Here is a 16,750-nt window from a genome sequence, read left to right on the forward strand (position 1 = left end):
CACTTCGCTAATTCTCATCGTTTGTCCGCATCGCGAGTTCAAATCACTTGCTCGCATCGTTTGGGGATGAATCAGCAGCCTGTTCGTCAGGCTGCTGCCAGCGCCTTCAGTCACACACGCCTCTCTTTTTCATGATTTTCTGTCAGATTTCCTGTTTTTCCTGACTTTGTTCAGGTGATATCAACTGTTCTGTTTGGTCAAAATTAGTTCATTATTCTGTTTATATAACACGCGATGGCTATTAATAAGGTGATTCTTATTTAGTACAGAAAATAACCACGAAATGGCTGTAGGGAATAGACGCCAGCGGTGAAAAAACGTTATGTTGGTCCACGGGTTCTGCCGGGGGGAACATCCCCTGGCAGGCGCATAGCACGAAAAACACATTGGATTTCTTTAGGCTAAAGATAAGCCCTAACTATGTTATACCCGTCTGTATCACTGACTTTGAAGAGTCTGTCATGTCAGCCGCAACCTCAATCGGCGGCAACTTCTGACGGCAGACCCGCTCGGTAATCTGGCGTAACCCGGTATGACTGTCTTCCCTGCTGCTCCGGCAAGGAAAGACGGCCCCAGCTCGTCATGAACAACCGGCAACTTCAGGTCAGAACTACGGTGCAGGCGCAGGTATACACGACCTGGAGGCAAGAATATGGAAATGTTGTCCGGCGCCGATATGATCGTTCGTTCAATGATCGATCAAGGCGTAAAGCATATCTTCGGTTACCCTGGCGGTTCTGTTCTGGATATTTACGATGCGCTGCACGAGAAGAGCGACATCGAGCACGTGCTGGTGCGCCATGAGCAGGCAGCCGTGCATATGGCAGACGGCTATGCCCGTGCGACGGGCGAAGTGGGCGTGGTCCTGGTGACCTCAGGCCCGGGTGCCACCAACGCGATCACCGGCATCGCGACCGCATACATGGATTCTATCCCGATGGTTGTCCTGTCGGGTCAGGTGATGAGTGATCTGATCGGAAACGATGCGTTTCAGGAATGCGATATGGTCGGGATTTCCCGTCCGGTCGTGAAGCACAGTTTTCTGGTGAAGCGCACTGAAGATATCCCGGCCATCATCAAGAAAGCTTTCTACATCGCATCCAGCGGCCGTCCCGGCCCGGTGGTAGTTGATATCCCGAAAGACATGCTCAATCCCGCTAAAACATACCCGTACAAATACCCGGAAGCGATCAGCATGCGCTCCTACAACCCGACTCTGCAGGGGCACAAAGGTCAGATCAAGCGTGGTCTGAAAGCTCTGCTGGCTGCGAAGAAGCCGGTACTGTACGTGGGCGGCGGCGCCATTATGTCCGGTTGCGAGCAACAATTGCTGAAGCTGGCTGAAAGTCTGAATATTCCTGTGGTCAGTACCCTGATGGGGCTGGGCGCTTTCCCGGGGACGCACCACCACAGTCTGGGGATGCTGGGGATGCACGGTACCTATGAAGCGAATATGACTATGCACAATTCCGATCTGATTTTCGGGATTGGCGTGCGCTTCGACGACCGGACCACCAATAATCTGGAAAAATACTGTCCGAACGCCACGATCATGCATATTGATATCGACCCGTCGTCGATTTCCAAAACGGTGAAAGCCGACATCCCGATTGTCGGCTCGGCCGATGCAGTGCTGAACAGCATGCTGAAACTGCTGGAAGAGCAGCAGGGAACCAATGACAAAGTCGCTCTGGATGAGTGGTGGAGTGAGATTGAATCCTGGCGTGCCCGCAAGTGTCTGAGTTATCAGACTGACGGAGAGCGCATCAAACCTCAGCAGGTCATTGAAATGCTTCACAAACTGACCAAAGGTGACGCGTATGTGGCATCGGATGTGGGTCAGCACCAGATGTTTGCCGCACTCTATTATCCGTTTGATAAACCACGTCGCTGGCTGAACTCCGGTGGCCTGGGGACGATGGGTTTTGGTCTGCCAGCCGCGATGGGCGCCAAGTTCGCGCTGCCGGATGCCGAAGTCCTGTGTGTTACCGGTGACGGCAGTATCCAGATGAATATTCAGGAATTGTCGACGGCGCTGCAGTATGATATTCCGGTGAAAATCATCAACCTGAACAACCGTTTCCTGGGGATGGTGAAGCAATGGCAGGACATGATTTATCAGGGGCGACATTCACATTCCTACATGGATTCTGTGCCTGATTTTGCTGCAATTGCAGAAGCTTACGGCCATGTCGGCATCCGCATTTCTGATCCGGCGAAGCTGGAAAGTGAGCTGGAACGCGCTTTGGCAATGAAAGATAGGTTAGTCTTTGTTGATATCAGCGTGGATGAGACAGAACACGTTTACCCGATGCTGATCCGAGGCGGATCCATGAGTGAAATGTGGCTGAGTAAAACGGAGAGAACCTAATGCGCAGGATTGTATCAGTATTATTAGAAAATGAACCGGGTGCACTTTCACGCGTGGTGGGACTGTTCTCCCAGCGTGGGTATAACATTGAGTCGCTGACCGTCGCCCCAACGGATGACCCGACGTTGTCGCGTCTGAATATCACCACCAGCGTTGAAGATGCCGCGCTGGAACAAATCGAGAAACAATTACATAAGCTGATCGATATTCTGAAGGTCAGTAATGTAACGGATTCAGAACACGTCGAGCGTGAGCTGATGCTGGTGAAAGTGAAGGCCAGTGGTTATGCCCGTGCGGAAGTGAAGCGCACGTCTGACATTTTCCGCGGACAGATTGTCGATGTCACCAGTCAGATTTATACCGTTCAGCTGGCCGGCACCAGTGAGAAGTTGGATGCCTTTCTGGATGCCGTGAGTGAAGCCACGGAGATCATTGAAGTGGCACGAAGCGGAGTTGTCGGTATTGCCCGCGGAGAACGTGCCCTGAAAGCCTGATCTTTCAGTTAATTGATTCATTCTGTCAAAGCCTGCCTGGCATGTGTCCGGCGGGCTTTTTGACGTCTGGTCGTCGTTTACCGGATATTCGACTAAAGTCTAATGAGTAAGGTGTCGATAGAGCAGCCCGAGTAAGAATCCGGCACAAATGATACCTCTGTACCTTAGACGAAAGTCGATAAGCAGCAGATCCGGGGGAATCAGATGATGTTGAAGACTGTTTTGGTTCGCACAACCACAGTACTGCTGTGCTGGCTCGGTTTTCATGTCAGTGCTTTATATTTCCTGTTAGCCGTTCTGTTACTCAATACGCATCACAAGGAAATCTTCGGCTGGTGAAACTCAGTCCGGAACGGCAATGCGTACTGTGTGAAAATGGCCGTGCGGAAATCAGAAAAAAGAAACGGGAGCCGAAGCTCCCGTTTTTAATGCGTCTGTTGCTGTCTGATTACAGAACGTGTACAGAAGCCGTGTTCGTTGTACCTGAAGGAACCAGCGCACCGGAGACCATCACAACGATGTCGCCTTTCGCGCCCAGGCCGGTTTCCAGCGCCAGTGCTTTACCACGTGCGTAGAAGGCATCGGTGCTTTCAATCGCATCAACAACGACTGGGGTCACACCTTTGGTCAGGCACAGCTGAGCCGCAGTTTTCGGGTTGGTGGTCACAGCCAGAATGTTTGCCGTCGGGAAGTATTTACGTACAGAGCGGGCTGATTTACCGGCTTCAGTCGCAACCACGATCAGCGGTGCGTTCAGCTTCTCAGAAGTATCCACTGCACCTTTACACACCGCTTCGGTGATGCGCAGGCGAGGGCTGTCCAGACGTGCGCTCAGTGAAGCACGCATTGCAGCGTCAGTGCGATCACAGATTTGCGCCATGATGGTGACCGCTTCGATTGGGTATTTACCCTTCGCAGACTCACCAGACAGCATGACGGCATCAGTACCGTCCATGATGGCGTTCGCAACGTCACCCGCTTCAGCACGGGTCGGACGTGGGTTCTTGATCATCGAATCCAGCATCTGAGTTGCTGTGATAACAACTTTACGGGCACGGTTACATTTCTCGATCATCATCTTCTGCGCGAAGATCACTTCTTCAACCGGGATTTCTACACCCAGGTCACCACGGGCAACCATGATGCCGTCAGATGCTTCCAGAATCGCGTCGAAGTTGTCGACACCTTCCTGGTTTTCAATCTTAGAGATGATCTGAATTTTCTCGCCGCCGTTAGCGTTCAGCAGCTCGCGGATTTCCTGAACGTCTTCAGCTTTACGGATGAAAGATGCAGCAACGAAATCAACGCCTTGCTCACAACCGAATTTCAGGTCCGCTTTGTCTTTCTCAGCCAGTGCAGGCAGGTTGACCGAAACGCCTGGCAGGTTCACACCTTTGTTCTCACCCAGGTCGCCGTTGTTCAGCACGCGGCATTTCACTTCGGTGTCTGTGGTTGCCAGCACTTCCATTTCGATCAGGCCGTCGTCAACCAGAATGGTGTTTCCCGCAACCAGATCCTTGGCAAAGCCAGGATAAGTCACAGCTACACGGTCTTTGTTGCCGACAACAGCAGTGTCAGTGGTGAAAGTGAATTCCTGACCTGCAGTCAGGGGCACGTCTGCGCCGCCTTCCAGTTTGATGGTACGGATTTCCGGACCTTTGGTGTCCAGCAGAATCGCAACGGGTTTACCGGTTTGCGCCATCACTTCACGAACGTTCTGGATACGCTGACCGTGTTCGGCGAAGTCGCCGTGCGAGAAGTTCAGACGCATCACGTTCATGCCAGCGTTGACCAGCTTGGTCAGCATTTCAACAGATTCAGTCTTAGGACCAATCGTGCAGACGATCTTGGTTTTTTTCATTGAGAATATTCTCCGGAGAACTTGAAGGAAACTTTAGGCGCTTTATACCTCAAAGAACTGAATCAATAATGTTGAATCATGGCTACAAAATGAGATCATGATCGTGTTTTTATCAATAAAGTTCCGCAAGGTATCCGTCAGCCATTCAAATTGTTGGGCAACATTACTTGCTTTATGAAAGCAGTTGCTTTGCTTTGATAAAGCAGGCGAAATGAATTCACAGGCTGGCTGAACCGTCAACATCATCAGGATGGAGATCCGCTGCCAGTGCCACAAAGTGGCTGATGAAACAAGGTCGTAAGTATAGCAGAGTTTCTTTCCCATTCCAGTGTGTGAGTTGGGTCAACCTTTTGCTCCGACCAGCACGCTATGCATTTGATTCATGTGTCAAAGCCTCAAAGCGCAAGGCATTTGGGACATTTCCGGGACGACGTCCTGATGTTGCCTGTCCTGAAAAGTTTTTTATCAAATAACTAATTTTGTTGAAAACAGGTTGCCGTTTGATGACAGGCGCAGAATTCTGCCTCATTGAACCTGCCTTTGCCTTGTCCCCGCGCAAATTTCTGTTGTAAACGTCAGGCTTCTTTATTCTAACGGTTGAATAATCTTCATCTATATTGATAATCATTATCATTAAGATTTGGTTTTATTCAATTAGTGGTTAATAAGTAGCAGGAGCGCCAGACGATGACAGCGGCAGACCAGACGAATATGAAGCAGGTGGGTCAACTCTATCAGCAACATCAAAGCTGGTTATCGGTGTTTATTCAGCGTCGTCTCGGTTGTCCCTATACTTCGGCAGATCTGGTTCATGATACCTATCTTCGGCTGCTCAGCAGTGGCCGTTTACCGGCTCCCGGTGAATCCCGGCGATACCTGACCCATATTGCCAAAGGCCTGGTGATTGACTTGTATCGTCGCCGTCGCGTGGAGTCGGCTTATCTGGAATACCTGCAACAGCAGCCGCAGGATGTTTGCGTGTCACCGGAAGAATGTTTGCAGATGGTTGAAGCGCTGACCGCGGTGGATCGTTTACTGCGTCACCTGCCGGATAAAGTCCGGCAGGCTTTGCTGATGCGTCAGATCGAACACATGAGCTATAAGGAAATCGCGGCGGCGCTGGATGTCTCGGTCTCATCCGTTGAGAAGTATATCGCCAAAGCGCTGCAGGCTTGCCTGCTGACCAGTATGGAGGCGAGCTTTTGACGCCGCATCGCATTTCAGTGGACGCCATCCGGCAGGCATCCCGCTGGATGGCCAGACTCTGGGCCGACGATGTCAGTGATCAGGACAAACAGGCTTTTGAAGTCTGGCGGCAGGATCACCCGGACAACGAGTCGGCCTGGCAGCAGCTCACTCAGGTTCAGGCACAGTTTTTGGCCGTGCCTCAGCATCCGGCCAGCCGCCGCATTCTGATGACCCGGCGCAGGCAGGTTGTCACCCCGGAGACATGGTCTGATTGTGTGAGCTCCGTAACAAAATAACCAGGAACATCGGGGGCCGGTTACGGCTTTTTCCTTCTCATACGGTGTACGGAGGCATTCACCATAATCATGAGAAGGAATTCACAGTGCATCAAAAGGTTAAGCCCAATCTCACCGCGTTGCTGCTGAAGGTTCATCTCGGGCTGGCTGTGGCAGTGTTGCCCGGCAAGGTCTGGGCTGAGTCTGCGGAACAACCCTCTGAAACTTCCGTCGGGGACCCCGATGCTGCACGTGATGAGTTGATGCTGCAGGAGGGTGGTTCCTTTCAGCACACCGCCGATGACAATGAGATGACTCTGGACACCATCAATGTCTCTTACGGCGAGTCCGGCGGGCTGACCCGTGATGAAGCCGGTGAGTTTGCGGTTTATGACGACGATCTGTCGACCGTATACACCGGCAAAGATGAGATCGAGCGATACAAAGGCAAGGATGCCGCAGATATGTTCAAGGGCATGCTGAACGTCTACAGCGGCGATGCCCGCAACGGCGGCGGGGTCGATCCCAGTATTCGCGGGGTACAGGGACCGGGCAGGGTGCCGTTGTCGATTGACGGAACGGAACAGGATCTGACGGTCTGGCGTGGGTATCGCGGGGTTTCGAACCGCAACTATATCGATCCCAATCTGGTGGGCGGGATCCAGGTGATCAAAGGTCCGTCGCTGACACCCAATGTGCATGCTTCGGTCGGCGGTGCTGTGGTGGTCAATACGATTTCCGCCGAGGATATTCTGAAAGTTGGTGAAACCTTCGGCGGTGAAATCGTGATCGAAGGCAGTAACAATGCAATTTCGCCCAGAGAGCCGGTGTTGCTGACCGGTCAGGATTACCGCACCGTGCTGGGGTTTCCGCAGGATAGTCCGGAGTATGCCTATGGTGATCCCTCGCTCTGGAAAGTGATGAGCAAAGACAAGGAACACAATCCGTTTGCCGGTGAAGACTATGCCTACCGGCTGGCACTGGCAGCGAAAAAGGAAAATTATGAGCTGCTGGCGGCTTATGCTTACCGCAACAAAGGGAATTATTTCAGCGGTACCCGAAATGCAGATTTTTACGATCATCCCGCTCAGGATGAACAGTTCATGACCCGGATTGACCCGCGCTCGCTTGCCAAGCGGCAGCGGCCCGGTTATGAAGTGCCTAATACCTCGAGTGAGCTGGAATCTTATCTGCTGAAAGCCAAATTCAGTCTGGTGGATCAGCAAACGCTGGAAATTGGTGCCCGATATACCGATGCCACTTATGGCGAAATCATGGCCAGCCGCTCCGGTAATATCGGCGCAAACGGAGAAATGGCGCAATGGCCGCTCAGCCATGTTGAAACCCAGGCTTACAATATTCGCTATGCCTGGCAGCCTGAGAATCCCTATATCCATCTGACGTCCAATCTCTGGACCACGTATACCGTCAGCGATACCAACACCGCGGGTGGTTTTCCTAATTTTGCCAATCGGGTCGACATCGCAGATCCGACACCCGGAGCCAGCCCGTTGCTGCGCAATACGGCGGCGACCAATGCCAAAGACAGTCGGATCGGTTTTGACCTCAGTAATCAGATGTGGCTGACCGATACACTGGGTCTGACGCTGTCCGGCCGATATCAGTACCATAAATTGCGCTCTGATGATGAATACCGTGGGGAGGTCGATGGCTGGCGTCACTGGCCGCGGGAAGGGCGTCGTCAGGAGTATGAAGGGCAGTTCAATTTCCAGTGGCAGCCAGTGGATTTTCTGCGTTTCACTGCAGGTGCGAGTTACAAGAATTACTGGGCCATTGATGACTTTTTGTCGGATCGGATTGCGGCCGGAGACAGTCGGTTCACCAAAGAGCATGCTGCAGATAAGGGGATGTTACTGTCTTATAAAACCCTTGAAAAATATACCCCGGAAGAGATTGAACAGAATGTTGCAGCTGTTGCAGATGACATTGTTTTGAAGAATTTCATCAATCAGATGCTGGGGAAACCGCCGTTGACCCCGCAAGAAGAAGCGGCTTTGTATCAGAAAGCCCGTACGGCAACGACTTATGAAGTCGACCATGAAGGGAATGAATGGCTGCATGACGGTGAAGGCCGTTACAGCCGGGAGAACAACCCTTGCCTGATTGCCCAGCAGTCGCAGCCGAATTATATCGAAGGCTCCTGTATTGAAAGCGGAGCGCCGGTCGGGGCTTACGACAAACAAATCAAGGGTGGAAAGAAAAAGGGAAATGCCTGGGTCCCGGCACTGTCGGCTACCGTGATGTTTACGGATACCAGCCGGATGTATTACCGCTATACCGAGGCAGTCCGTTTCCCGAGTATGTTTGAAAGCACGCTGGGCTTTTCCGCCAACAATAATCCATATACCGGCTTAGACCCGGAACATGCTTATAACCATGAGGTTGCTTTCGTTCAGAACTTTGATGAGGCCGATCTCAAACTGACTTACTTCCATCACAGAACCAAAGATGTGATTGAGCGGTCGGGGAATATGATGCGTTTTTACAACATCGATCAGCAAACGCTGGAAGGACTGGAATTCCAGAGCCGGTACGACAACGGTGATTTCTTCTCCGATCTCAGCCTCTCTTACCTGCTGAAAAATGAAGTCTGTGATGAAAGCCTGGCGATTTTGTCTGATTTCAACGGTTCGACGCCGGACTGTGTCCATGCCGGGTTTGAGGGGGGATATCTGGCCGATCAGGCGATTCCGGAATATTCGGTGAATCTCAATATCGGCGGACGTTTTTTCGATCGCCGGATGGAAACCGGCTTGCGCACCGTCTTCATACCGGGCAGTAAACATGAAGAAGCATTGGCGCGGGATGACGCCTTAACCTTCGATGCTTATGCCCAGTATCGTTTCAATGATGCGCTGGCGCTGGAAGTGATCGGCACCAACCTGACCGATCTCTATTACATCGACCCATTGGTACGCTCCAGCGTCCCGGCCCCGGGGCGGACGGTGAAAGTGAAGTTGCAGGTTAATTTCTGACGATCAGAAAATTTGAATTTGTTTTACGGGTTTGAAGCCGTGGTTCGGTATACCCAATGAAGGCAGCGCCATGGGCCTTCATGAGCCAACTCAAACTTCAATAAGGATATGTAAAATGAAAAAAGCTGTTGTGATGATTGCCGTTCTTTCCGCCTGCATCAGCGGTGCTGCCCAAGCCAATATTGTTGGCACCCAAAGTGACAACACCCAGATTCTGGTAGGAGAATCGAATCTGAATGCCGGGCCTCACGTCGCAGGTCGTGCAGGCATTGGTGCAGCATCCATGGGTTCAACGGCGCAAAAAGTTGATTTTCAGGCCCTGAAAAATTACGGCCGCGTGAAAAACGGGGTTTATGTGCTGGGTGGCGGTCATTCGGGAATGGGTAATTTCAATTTTGCCAGAGTCGGTGCCGGTGATGTCTGGTTCGGGGAGTGGGCGAGCGATATCAGCAGTGATGCTGATCGGACGGTCTATTATGTGGGAGATACCGCAGGCACCACGCTGCCGACCAGCGGCACCGCCACCTATGCGGTGAAAGGGGTGAACAAATTCTCCGGCAGCAATGATCTGAACGGCACATTTACCGCCAACTTCAGCAACAACACTTTGAATGGCTCGATTGCCAACAGCCAGTATTCGCTGGGTGTGAATGCCACCATCAACAGCGCGACGGCAGCCTTTCACGGGACGGCCACCGTCGGGCCAGCGAACGGCACAGCGAAAGGCCATTTCTTTGGCAATAATGCGGCGGCACTGGCCGGGATTGCGCAATTTTCAGGCAGTGCAAAAATCTTTGATACCGCATTCGGCGGGACGAAACAGTAACCGATGGATACCGGGGCCTGCGTGCTGGCCCTGCTGAATGTGGCAGGGGCTGTGTGTTCGCGGCCCCTGTTTATTGTCGTCACGCCATCAGGGTATCTGCCATTAGGTTAACGCATGTTGATGATGTATTTGCGCCGACTGTCGTCATTCGCCGGTCTGGCCTTCCTTTCTCTTTTATTCTTTGCACCACTTGCCCAGGCAGATCAGGACACGAACCTCCGTCTGGAGCAGAACACGGCCTTGCAGGCCCGGGAAAAAGAACAACGTCTGCTGGAAGACGAGCAGGCCCGGGATGATGCCGAAGCACTGATCATCGACGGTCAGGTTTATCAGGTCGAGGACAATCTCCATGCCCTGGGGCAGGCGATTTATCTGTCGGTGAAAGCCCGGCGCTGGGCTGCGGTCCGCGGATTTCTGCCCCGGTATCTGGCACTGCCCGGTCATGACATGATGCTGGTGCATTATGCGCAGGGCGCGCTGGCACGAACCGAGGGTGAATTTGACCAGGCAGAAGTTTCGTACCGGGCATTGTTGCGTTTACAGCCGGATTTTCTGCCGGGTCAGCTCGAACTGGCACGGGTGCTGTTCGAAAACCAGAAAAACAGGGACGCACAGAGACTGTTTGAAAAAATCCGCGCATCCCTGCCGTTGGATGATCCCAGAGCACAGGGCGTGCTGAAGACGGTGGATGCCTTTGCGCAGGCGCTGGCATACCGGGACAGCTGGCAGGGCGCAGTTTCCTTCGGTCCCGGTTACAACAATAACCTCAATCTCTCCTCAGAAAGCTATACCTGCTTACTTCGGATGCCGAGTGGCGAGTGCCTGGTCGAACGGAAAACCCCGAAAGCCGAATCGGCTTACGGCACCACATTTGAAGCGAGCCTGAATAAACGAATCTCGCTGAACGGTCATCATGGCATCAGTTTCCTCGGTCTGGCTTATGGTGAGAACTACGCTCATCACCGGCAGTACAATGAGCATACCCTGCTGACCTCTCTGGGTTACAGCTATCACACCGCTAATTATCAGTTGCTTTCCGCGCCTTTGTTCGAATACCGGATGCAAGGGAACGATGCGCTATATCAGGCCTGGGGCGGCAAGCTGAGCGGGTTGTATCTGTTTTCGGCGGGCACGGCGTTCAAGCTGGAAGCTGAAGCGAAAGATTTGCAGTTTCTGCCGGACGGGCTGGATTTTCAGTCCGGCTGGCAGTACGCCGGCTATGCCACGTTCTGGCATCAGTTGCCGGGACAGTGGCTGCTGTTTGGCGGGCTGGACTGGACAGATAAACGCACGGATGAAGCTGTGTATGCCTACCACATGAAAGGCGTGCGGCTTGGCGTTCAGCGTACGTGGGAAATCGGCGTTGAGACCGCGCTCTTCACCTCGTTCCGGCAGCGTGAATATCAGGCCTACAGTGCTTTGCTGGAAGCCACTCGAGAAGACGACGAACAAAGTTACACGCTGGAAACCCGTTTCACCAGGCTGAGTTTTTGGGATCTGACCCCGGTGCTGACACTGGCGTACAACCGGGTCAGCAGTAACGTGGATTGGCTGTACAGCCATGATCAAAGCGAGGTGAGTCTGAAAATCGAAAAGCGTTTCTGACCCGAGCAAAAAAGTCTGAAAAAAATCCGGTATCCGATTACGGATTTGTCGTGCTCGTTCGGTATCTCTCATAGGCGTACTCGGCGCACACAATAGGCGCGTTTGACCGGGCGTGGTTTATCACGTCTGATGAACAGGGAAATATCAGAATGGAAAGGAATATGAATCAGACGATTAGATGGCGAGCCAAGCCGGTGCACATCAGGCGAGCAGCCATGTTTCTGGCGGGGATGCTGTTGTTTTGCCAGAGCTTTGCACAGGCAGAAACTGCGCCGCCTCCCGAAACCGGCGCAGATGCTGGGTCTGCTGAAGTTCAGACGTTGGATCCACATTCGGACCTGGCGCTGATTGAAGCTGTACAACCCGTATCGGCGCATCGGGCGCAAACCCATGCGGGCACGGACTTATCTCCGCTGGGGATGTATCAGGCAGCCGACTGGGTGGTGAAATCCGTGATGATACTGCTGCTGGCGGCCTCCCTGATGACCTGGTCCATTGGCGTGGCCAAACAGCTGCAGATCTCTGTGGCATGCCGCCGTGCCCGGCGCATGTTGCGGGCACTGACGGCGGCGGACACGCTGACGGATGGCGCTGAAAACACACAATCGGGTCAAGGGGCGGGGATGGCGCTGATTCAGGAGACCCGGCACGAGCTGACCCTGTCAGCCCGTGGCACTGCGAGTGACGGCGGGATCAAAGAAAGGGTGCAGGCAAGGCTGGAGCGGCTGCAGGTGTCGGCCGGACGCCGCATGAGCCGGGGCACCGGCGTACTGGCGACGGTCGGTTCGGTGGCGCCTTTTGTCGGCCTGTTCGGCACCGTGTGGGGCATTATGAATGCTTTTATCGGCATTGCGGAAACCCAGACCACCAATCTGGCCGTGGTGGCCCCCGGCATTGCCGAAGCCTTACTTGCGACTGCCATCGGTCTGGTCGCGGCCATTCCTGCCGTCGTCATTTATAACCACTTCACCCGGGCAATTCAGGGCTATAAAGCATTGCTGGCCGATATGTCCGTGGCACTGCTGGTGCTGGTCAGCCGGGATCTGGACCGGCAGCAGACCGGGGCAATGGCCCCCACCTCTGTTCAGGCCTTGCAGAAAGCGGGGTAAGAGATGGCTTTTCAGACCCCGAATGACAGTGACGAACTGGTCGAAAATCATGACATCAATGTCACGCCTTTCATTGATGTCATGCTGGTGCTGCTGATTATCTTCATGGTGGCGGCCCCCTTATCGACGGTGAGTGTGCCGGTGGATTTGCCCAGTGCTGCCGCTGAGCCGCAGCCGATGCCGGACAAACCATTTTATCTGACCATTCAGAAAGATATGACTCTGACCCTGGGAGAAGACAAAACCGTGGCGCTGGAGGCTCTGGCCGGTGCACTGGCAGCGGCTCTGCCGGATCAGCAACAGCGGATTTACTTGCGTGCCGATCAGTCTCTGACTTACGCGCAGCTGATGGCGGTCATGAATCAGCTGGGGCAGGCGGGTTATCTGCAGATCGCACTGATTGGTCTGGAGCAGGTCAGGGGACCGGCCTCATGAGTACGCTGACCGGGGTTGGCAGTGAGCCCCGCGGGTGGGATGACAGCTGCCGCTGGTTGCTGACCGGAATCGCCATCAGCGTGCTGCTCCATGGCAGCGCAGTTGCGGCGTATTGGTGGCAGTTTGCCAGCAAGTCTGTGTCTGCGGCACCGGCTGCCGCGCCGATGGCGATTACACTGATGATGCCGCTGGCTTCTCCTGCTGAGGATCAGAGTGAGCTTCCGCCGTCGGAACCGCAGGTACAGCGCACTCCGGCAAAGCGTGTTGAAACCGCAGCATCGAAAACAGACGATCGGACAACAAAAACAGCCATGAAAGAGCGCGTGGCGCTTCCTGTTGCGGAGAAGCCGTCGCCATTTCGAAGTCAGGAAAATCCGTCGCCAACAGTCCTGACTGAAGCTATACCCGAAACGATTCCGGAACCGATAGCCGATGTGCCCCCTGAGACGGCGTCTGCTGAACCGGCGGCTCTGAAACCGCCGTTGGCTGAACAAACAAGGGTTGAACAAACAAAGGCTGAACAAACCCAGGCCGAGCCTCTGTCGGAATCACCGGCGGTCCAAGAGCCGGAAGCCAGAGAACCGGTCGATACGGCACAGCAGGCTGTCGCAGCCCGGGCGGCCAGTGCACCTCCGGGAGTGAAAGCGCAGGAGAAAACCGAGGTGGTATCGGCACCGGCGCGGGGCCAGTTCAGCAGGTTTGGCGAGCAGCAGAAACAGACCTGGCAACGCAGGCTGCATGCGCATCTGGAGCAGCATAAGAAATATCCGCGTCAGGCCAGACGGTTCGGGCGTCAGGGCACTCCGGTGATCGCTTTTACCATGGACAGAAATGGCCTCGTGCTGGCCGTGAAACTGGTGAAGTCGAGCGGAAATCGTTCGCTGGATGAGGAAGCGCAGGCGCTGGTCAAACGGGCGGAACCCTTACCCAAGCCTCCGGCCAGTCTTGAGGGCGCACGCCTGACCTTCACCGTTCCGATCAGCTTCAGCCGTTCCGGCTGAGCCTTCTGTTTCGTCCGGGGCCTCAGAGCCAGTCACTCTCGCAATACACCAGATGGGCTTTGGGTTCCGGCGACAGGATGATGACCTGGCCCTGCGATACCCGTTGGTAGTCCTTCAGACGTTGTTCATCTTCAGGCTGCCATTGCTCGGGCAGCGTTTCTCTGAAAAGCGCCAGGATACGGGCGGCTTCGCCGGGCTGACCGAGTTCGTAGTAAGCTCTTGCCGTATAGACCGCTTCCAGCCGGGTCACGATGGGGATTGTTGCCAGTTCAGTCACTGCCGCGTAATTGTGCCGGGACAAATGGATCCGCATCTTGCTGTAGCGGATGTACCCCTGAGTCAGAGGAAGATCCAGGGTGTTTGCCAGACTGGTTGCGTGGTCGAGGTGCTGCATTGCCAGTTGCATCTTGTTTTGATCTGCGGCGATCCAGCTCTGAAATAATGCAATATTGGTTTCTAACAGAGGGGAGATATCTTTTTTCAGCAGCTGCGAAAAGGCTTGCCCGGCACGTGCCAGCTGATGAGGCTGTTGCGGATGTTTGCCCAGCCACTGCAGATCCAGACCCTGATCCATGGCCGCAAAGGCCAGGTAGAACTCACTGTCGAGTAACAAACGCTGCGCCCCCAGTTGTTCAGCCAGTGCCCTGGCTTCAGAGAAATAAACTTCCGCTGACTGGCCCTGATGGGACTGCATCAGATAAAACCCCTGATAAATCAGGGCCTGCGCTAATTCATAAGGCTGGCCGAGCTCACGGTACATCGAGATAGCTTCACTGAGAGATGATTGGCGGATCGACAGGTCCGTCTGATCATTCTGTGCAATGGCCAGCAAGGTTGCGGCCTGACGCGGTCGATCCCCCAGTTGCCGGTAAAAATTCAGCGCCTTAAACAGCCGGACCTGATTGGCGGCCAGATCATTGCCGGGGATTTTTTCCAGCCCGACATTGGCCGGACGGCCGAGGTAAAACAGCTGATCAGCATCCTGACGCAAGGCCTGCCCTTTCCCCAGTAACGTGGTGAGGTTCTGCGTGAGCTGGTGATGGGTTTCCCAGTCCATGAGATTCCAGGCCAGTTGCGTTTGTAACTGATATACACGCACGAGGGTGGCCGGGTCGTTTGCCTGTTCCGCAGCGGCGACAGCCTGTTCAATCAGGATGGCGGCATCCGGTTCACCCCGGCGGTAGCTGATCTCACTCAGCCAGTAGCGCTGGGCTGCGTACAGTGCCGGTTCCTCCTGCAGTCGCGCTTCAGGCAGTGCGTTCAGCTGCTGTTGTGCTTCCTGCCATTTGCCCAGGCGGACATCGGTGCCAGCCAGCTGAATCCGGGCCCACAGGTTGTCGGGTTCCAGGATCCGGGCGGCATCAAAGAATTTCCGGGCCGCCTGAGCCCCTTGTGTCTGCAGCAGGGATCGTCCCTGCGCCAGTGACTGTGCTGCAATGCCGGGGGATGGCTCTGGCTGAAGCGAGGTATGCTCCGGACGGAACAGGCGTTGCAGTTGATGGCTGACGGATGCGATGGCTGGGGTCAGCTGCGGGTAGGCCATGCTGCCCTGCTGGGTCCGCCCGTCAGCATAAATCAGCTGAAATTCCAGTATTTGCTGGTGGTTGTGCTGCCGGACGGCGCCAAACAATGCAGCCTGAAAGCCGCGCTGGCTGAGCAGGGTACGGATTTGCGCGGGCAGTGTTGGCCAGCTTAGTCCGGCATCCAGTAACCAGGCATTGGCAATGGCGGGCGGGATCACCGTGAGCTGCTGATTTTTGCTCAGCTGTGCCGCCAGCATGTCGGCCAGACCGAGCTGAATCCAGTCGTATTGTGCATCGCCCGTATCATTGATCAGCGGCAGGATCACCAGTCCGTTTTGGGGATGAGACGAGCGTGCGGCGTGCGGTTCTGATGTTGCCGCCGACATCAGATGCCAGGTAAAACCGCCGGCTGTCAGCACTGTGACAAGCAGCAGGCTGATGACAATGGCAGGCCAGTGCACAAACCAGGATTGGGACGTTCTGCGCTCTCGCTCCCTGTGTTTCAGGGGAGAAGTCTGCTCGGTCTCAGGCTTTGGTTCAGCTTCAGTGTGAGTCTCAGTTTCAGGCGGGTTCAGCGGACAGATCCACTGATATCCCCGCTGGGGATAGGTGCGGATAAATTTCGGATTCTGCGCGCTGTCACCCAGTGCCTTTCTCAGCTCCCGGATGCTCTGGGTCAGCGAATTTTCTCTGTACTCACTGTGGTCCCAGAGGGCATCCAGTAGCGTGTCTTTGCTGATCAACTGATCCGGATGAGCCAGCAGAAAAGTCAGTATCTGAGACACTTTGTGTCGCAGGTGGATCTCGGTTTCAGTTGACGATGCGTGACTGGTCAGCCGTCCGGTCACGGTGTCGAAAGAAAAAGAAGCAAACTGATAGCTGGTCATCATGTACCCGGACTTGTGTTCATTCTGGGGCCTTATTGTACGGAGAAGTGGCATGAAATCAATGCATTAGACTGGAAGTGAAATGTTTTCATCTTTTTGATTTATAAGGGTTTAATGTGATTTTATCTGGATTTTACCGCTATTTTAGGTCCATTTGAGGACGCACCGCACGCAGTCAT

General features: G+C 54.2%; 13 protein-coding genes. 11 read left to right on the top strand and 2 right to left on the bottom strand.

The annotated features are described in order from the left end of the window. Nucleotides 1–652 precede the first annotated feature (652 nt). The 3 genes from ACYP03_RS20085 to ACYP03_RS20095 all read left to right on the top strand — a co-directional run bounded on the left by ACYP03_RS20085 (nucleotide 653) and on the right by ACYP03_RS20095 (nucleotide 3,204). Nucleotides 653–2,371 carry an acetolactate synthase 3 large subunit gene (locus ACYP03_RS20085; protein ID WP_459781891.1) on the top strand — a complete coding sequence of 573 codons (1,719 nt, stop codon included), beginning with the start codon at nucleotides 653–655 and terminating at the stop codon, nucleotides 2,369–2,371. After that, entirely contained in the window at nucleotides 2,371–2,865 is a 495-nt protein-coding gene (gene ilvN, locus ACYP03_RS20090; RefSeq protein WP_036750099.1) for an acetolactate synthase small subunit, read from the top strand. Before ACYP03_RS20085 ends, ilvN begins: the two co-directional genes overlap by 1 nt. Nucleotides 2,866–3,069: 204 nt before the next feature. Continuing rightward, nucleotides 3,070–3,204 (top strand): hypothetical protein, encoded by a 135-nt coding sequence (locus ACYP03_RS20095; protein WP_256549383.1) that lies wholly within the window; start codon nucleotides 3,070–3,072, stop codon nucleotides 3,202–3,204. A gap of 109 nt (nucleotides 3,205–3,313) precedes the next feature. On the opposite strand, the gene pykF is transcribed toward ACYP03_RS20095, so the two are convergent. Beyond that, on the bottom strand, nucleotides 3,314–4,726 hold the full coding sequence (gene pykF / locus ACYP03_RS20100) for a pyruvate kinase PykF (protein WP_459781892.1): 1,413 nt from the start codon (nucleotides 4,724–4,726) through the stop codon (nucleotides 3,314–3,316). A 687-nt stretch (nucleotides 4,727–5,413) separates the two neighbouring features. On the opposite strand from pykF, the gene ACYP03_RS20105 reads away from it, so the two are divergent. The 8 genes from ACYP03_RS20105 to ACYP03_RS20140 all read left to right on the top strand — a co-directional run bounded on the left by ACYP03_RS20105 (nucleotide 5,414) and on the right by ACYP03_RS20140 (nucleotide 14,161). Continuing rightward, a complete protein-coding gene (locus tag ACYP03_RS20105) occupies nucleotides 5,414–5,932 on the top strand; it encodes a sigma-70 family RNA polymerase sigma factor (RefSeq protein ID WP_459781893.1) in 519 nt (172 codons plus the stop codon). Continuing rightward, nucleotides 5,929–6,210, top strand: a complete 282-nt coding sequence (locus ACYP03_RS20110) for a DUF4880 domain-containing protein (RefSeq protein WP_459781894.1) — start codon at nucleotides 5,929–5,931, stop codon at nucleotides 6,208–6,210. Before ACYP03_RS20105 ends, ACYP03_RS20110 begins: the two co-directional genes overlap by 4 nt. A gap of 86 nt (nucleotides 6,211–6,296) precedes the next feature. Continuing rightward, a complete protein-coding gene (locus ACYP03_RS20115) occupies nucleotides 6,297–9,185 on the top strand; it encodes a TonB-dependent receptor domain-containing protein (protein WP_459781895.1) in 2,889 nt (962 codons plus the stop codon). Nucleotides 9,186–9,300: 115 nt separating this feature from the next. Beyond that, nucleotides 9,301–10,011, top strand: a complete 711-nt coding sequence (locus tag ACYP03_RS20120; protein WP_248141518.1) for a Slam-dependent surface lipoprotein — start codon at nucleotides 9,301–9,303, stop codon at nucleotides 10,009–10,011. Between the two features lie 114 nt (nucleotides 10,012–10,125). Beyond that, nucleotides 10,126–11,616: a surface lipoprotein assembly modifier gene (locus ACYP03_RS20125; RefSeq protein ID WP_459781896.1), complete on the top strand. Its 1,491-nt coding sequence runs from the start codon at nucleotides 10,126–10,128 to the stop codon at nucleotides 11,614–11,616. Between the two features lie 344 nt (nucleotides 11,617–11,960). Beyond that, nucleotides 11,961–12,725: a tonB-system energizer ExbB gene (gene exbB / locus ACYP03_RS20130; protein WP_459781910.1), complete on the top strand. Its 765-nt coding sequence runs from the start codon at nucleotides 11,961–11,963 to the stop codon at nucleotides 12,723–12,725. A 3-nt stretch (nucleotides 12,726–12,728) separates the two neighbouring features. Next, a complete protein-coding gene (gene exbD, locus ACYP03_RS20135) occupies nucleotides 12,729–13,160 on the top strand; it encodes a TonB system transport protein ExbD (protein ID WP_248141515.1) in 432 nt (143 codons plus the stop codon). Then, nucleotides 13,157–14,161, top strand: a complete 1,005-nt coding sequence (locus ACYP03_RS20140) for an energy transducer TonB family protein (protein ID WP_459781897.1) — start codon at nucleotides 13,157–13,159, stop codon at nucleotides 14,159–14,161. Before exbD ends, ACYP03_RS20140 begins: the two co-directional genes overlap by 4 nt. A 22-nt stretch (nucleotides 14,162–14,183) precedes the next feature. Here the strand turns inward: ACYP03_RS20140 and ACYP03_RS20145 are convergent, their stop codons facing one another. Next, nucleotides 14,184–16,574, bottom strand: a complete 2,391-nt coding sequence (locus ACYP03_RS20145) for a winged helix-turn-helix domain-containing protein (RefSeq protein WP_459781898.1) — start codon at nucleotides 16,572–16,574, stop codon at nucleotides 14,184–14,186. Between the last annotated feature and the right edge of the window lie 176 nt (nucleotides 16,575–16,750).

The sequence above is a fragment of the Photobacterium sp. R1 genome (assembly GCF_054600795.1).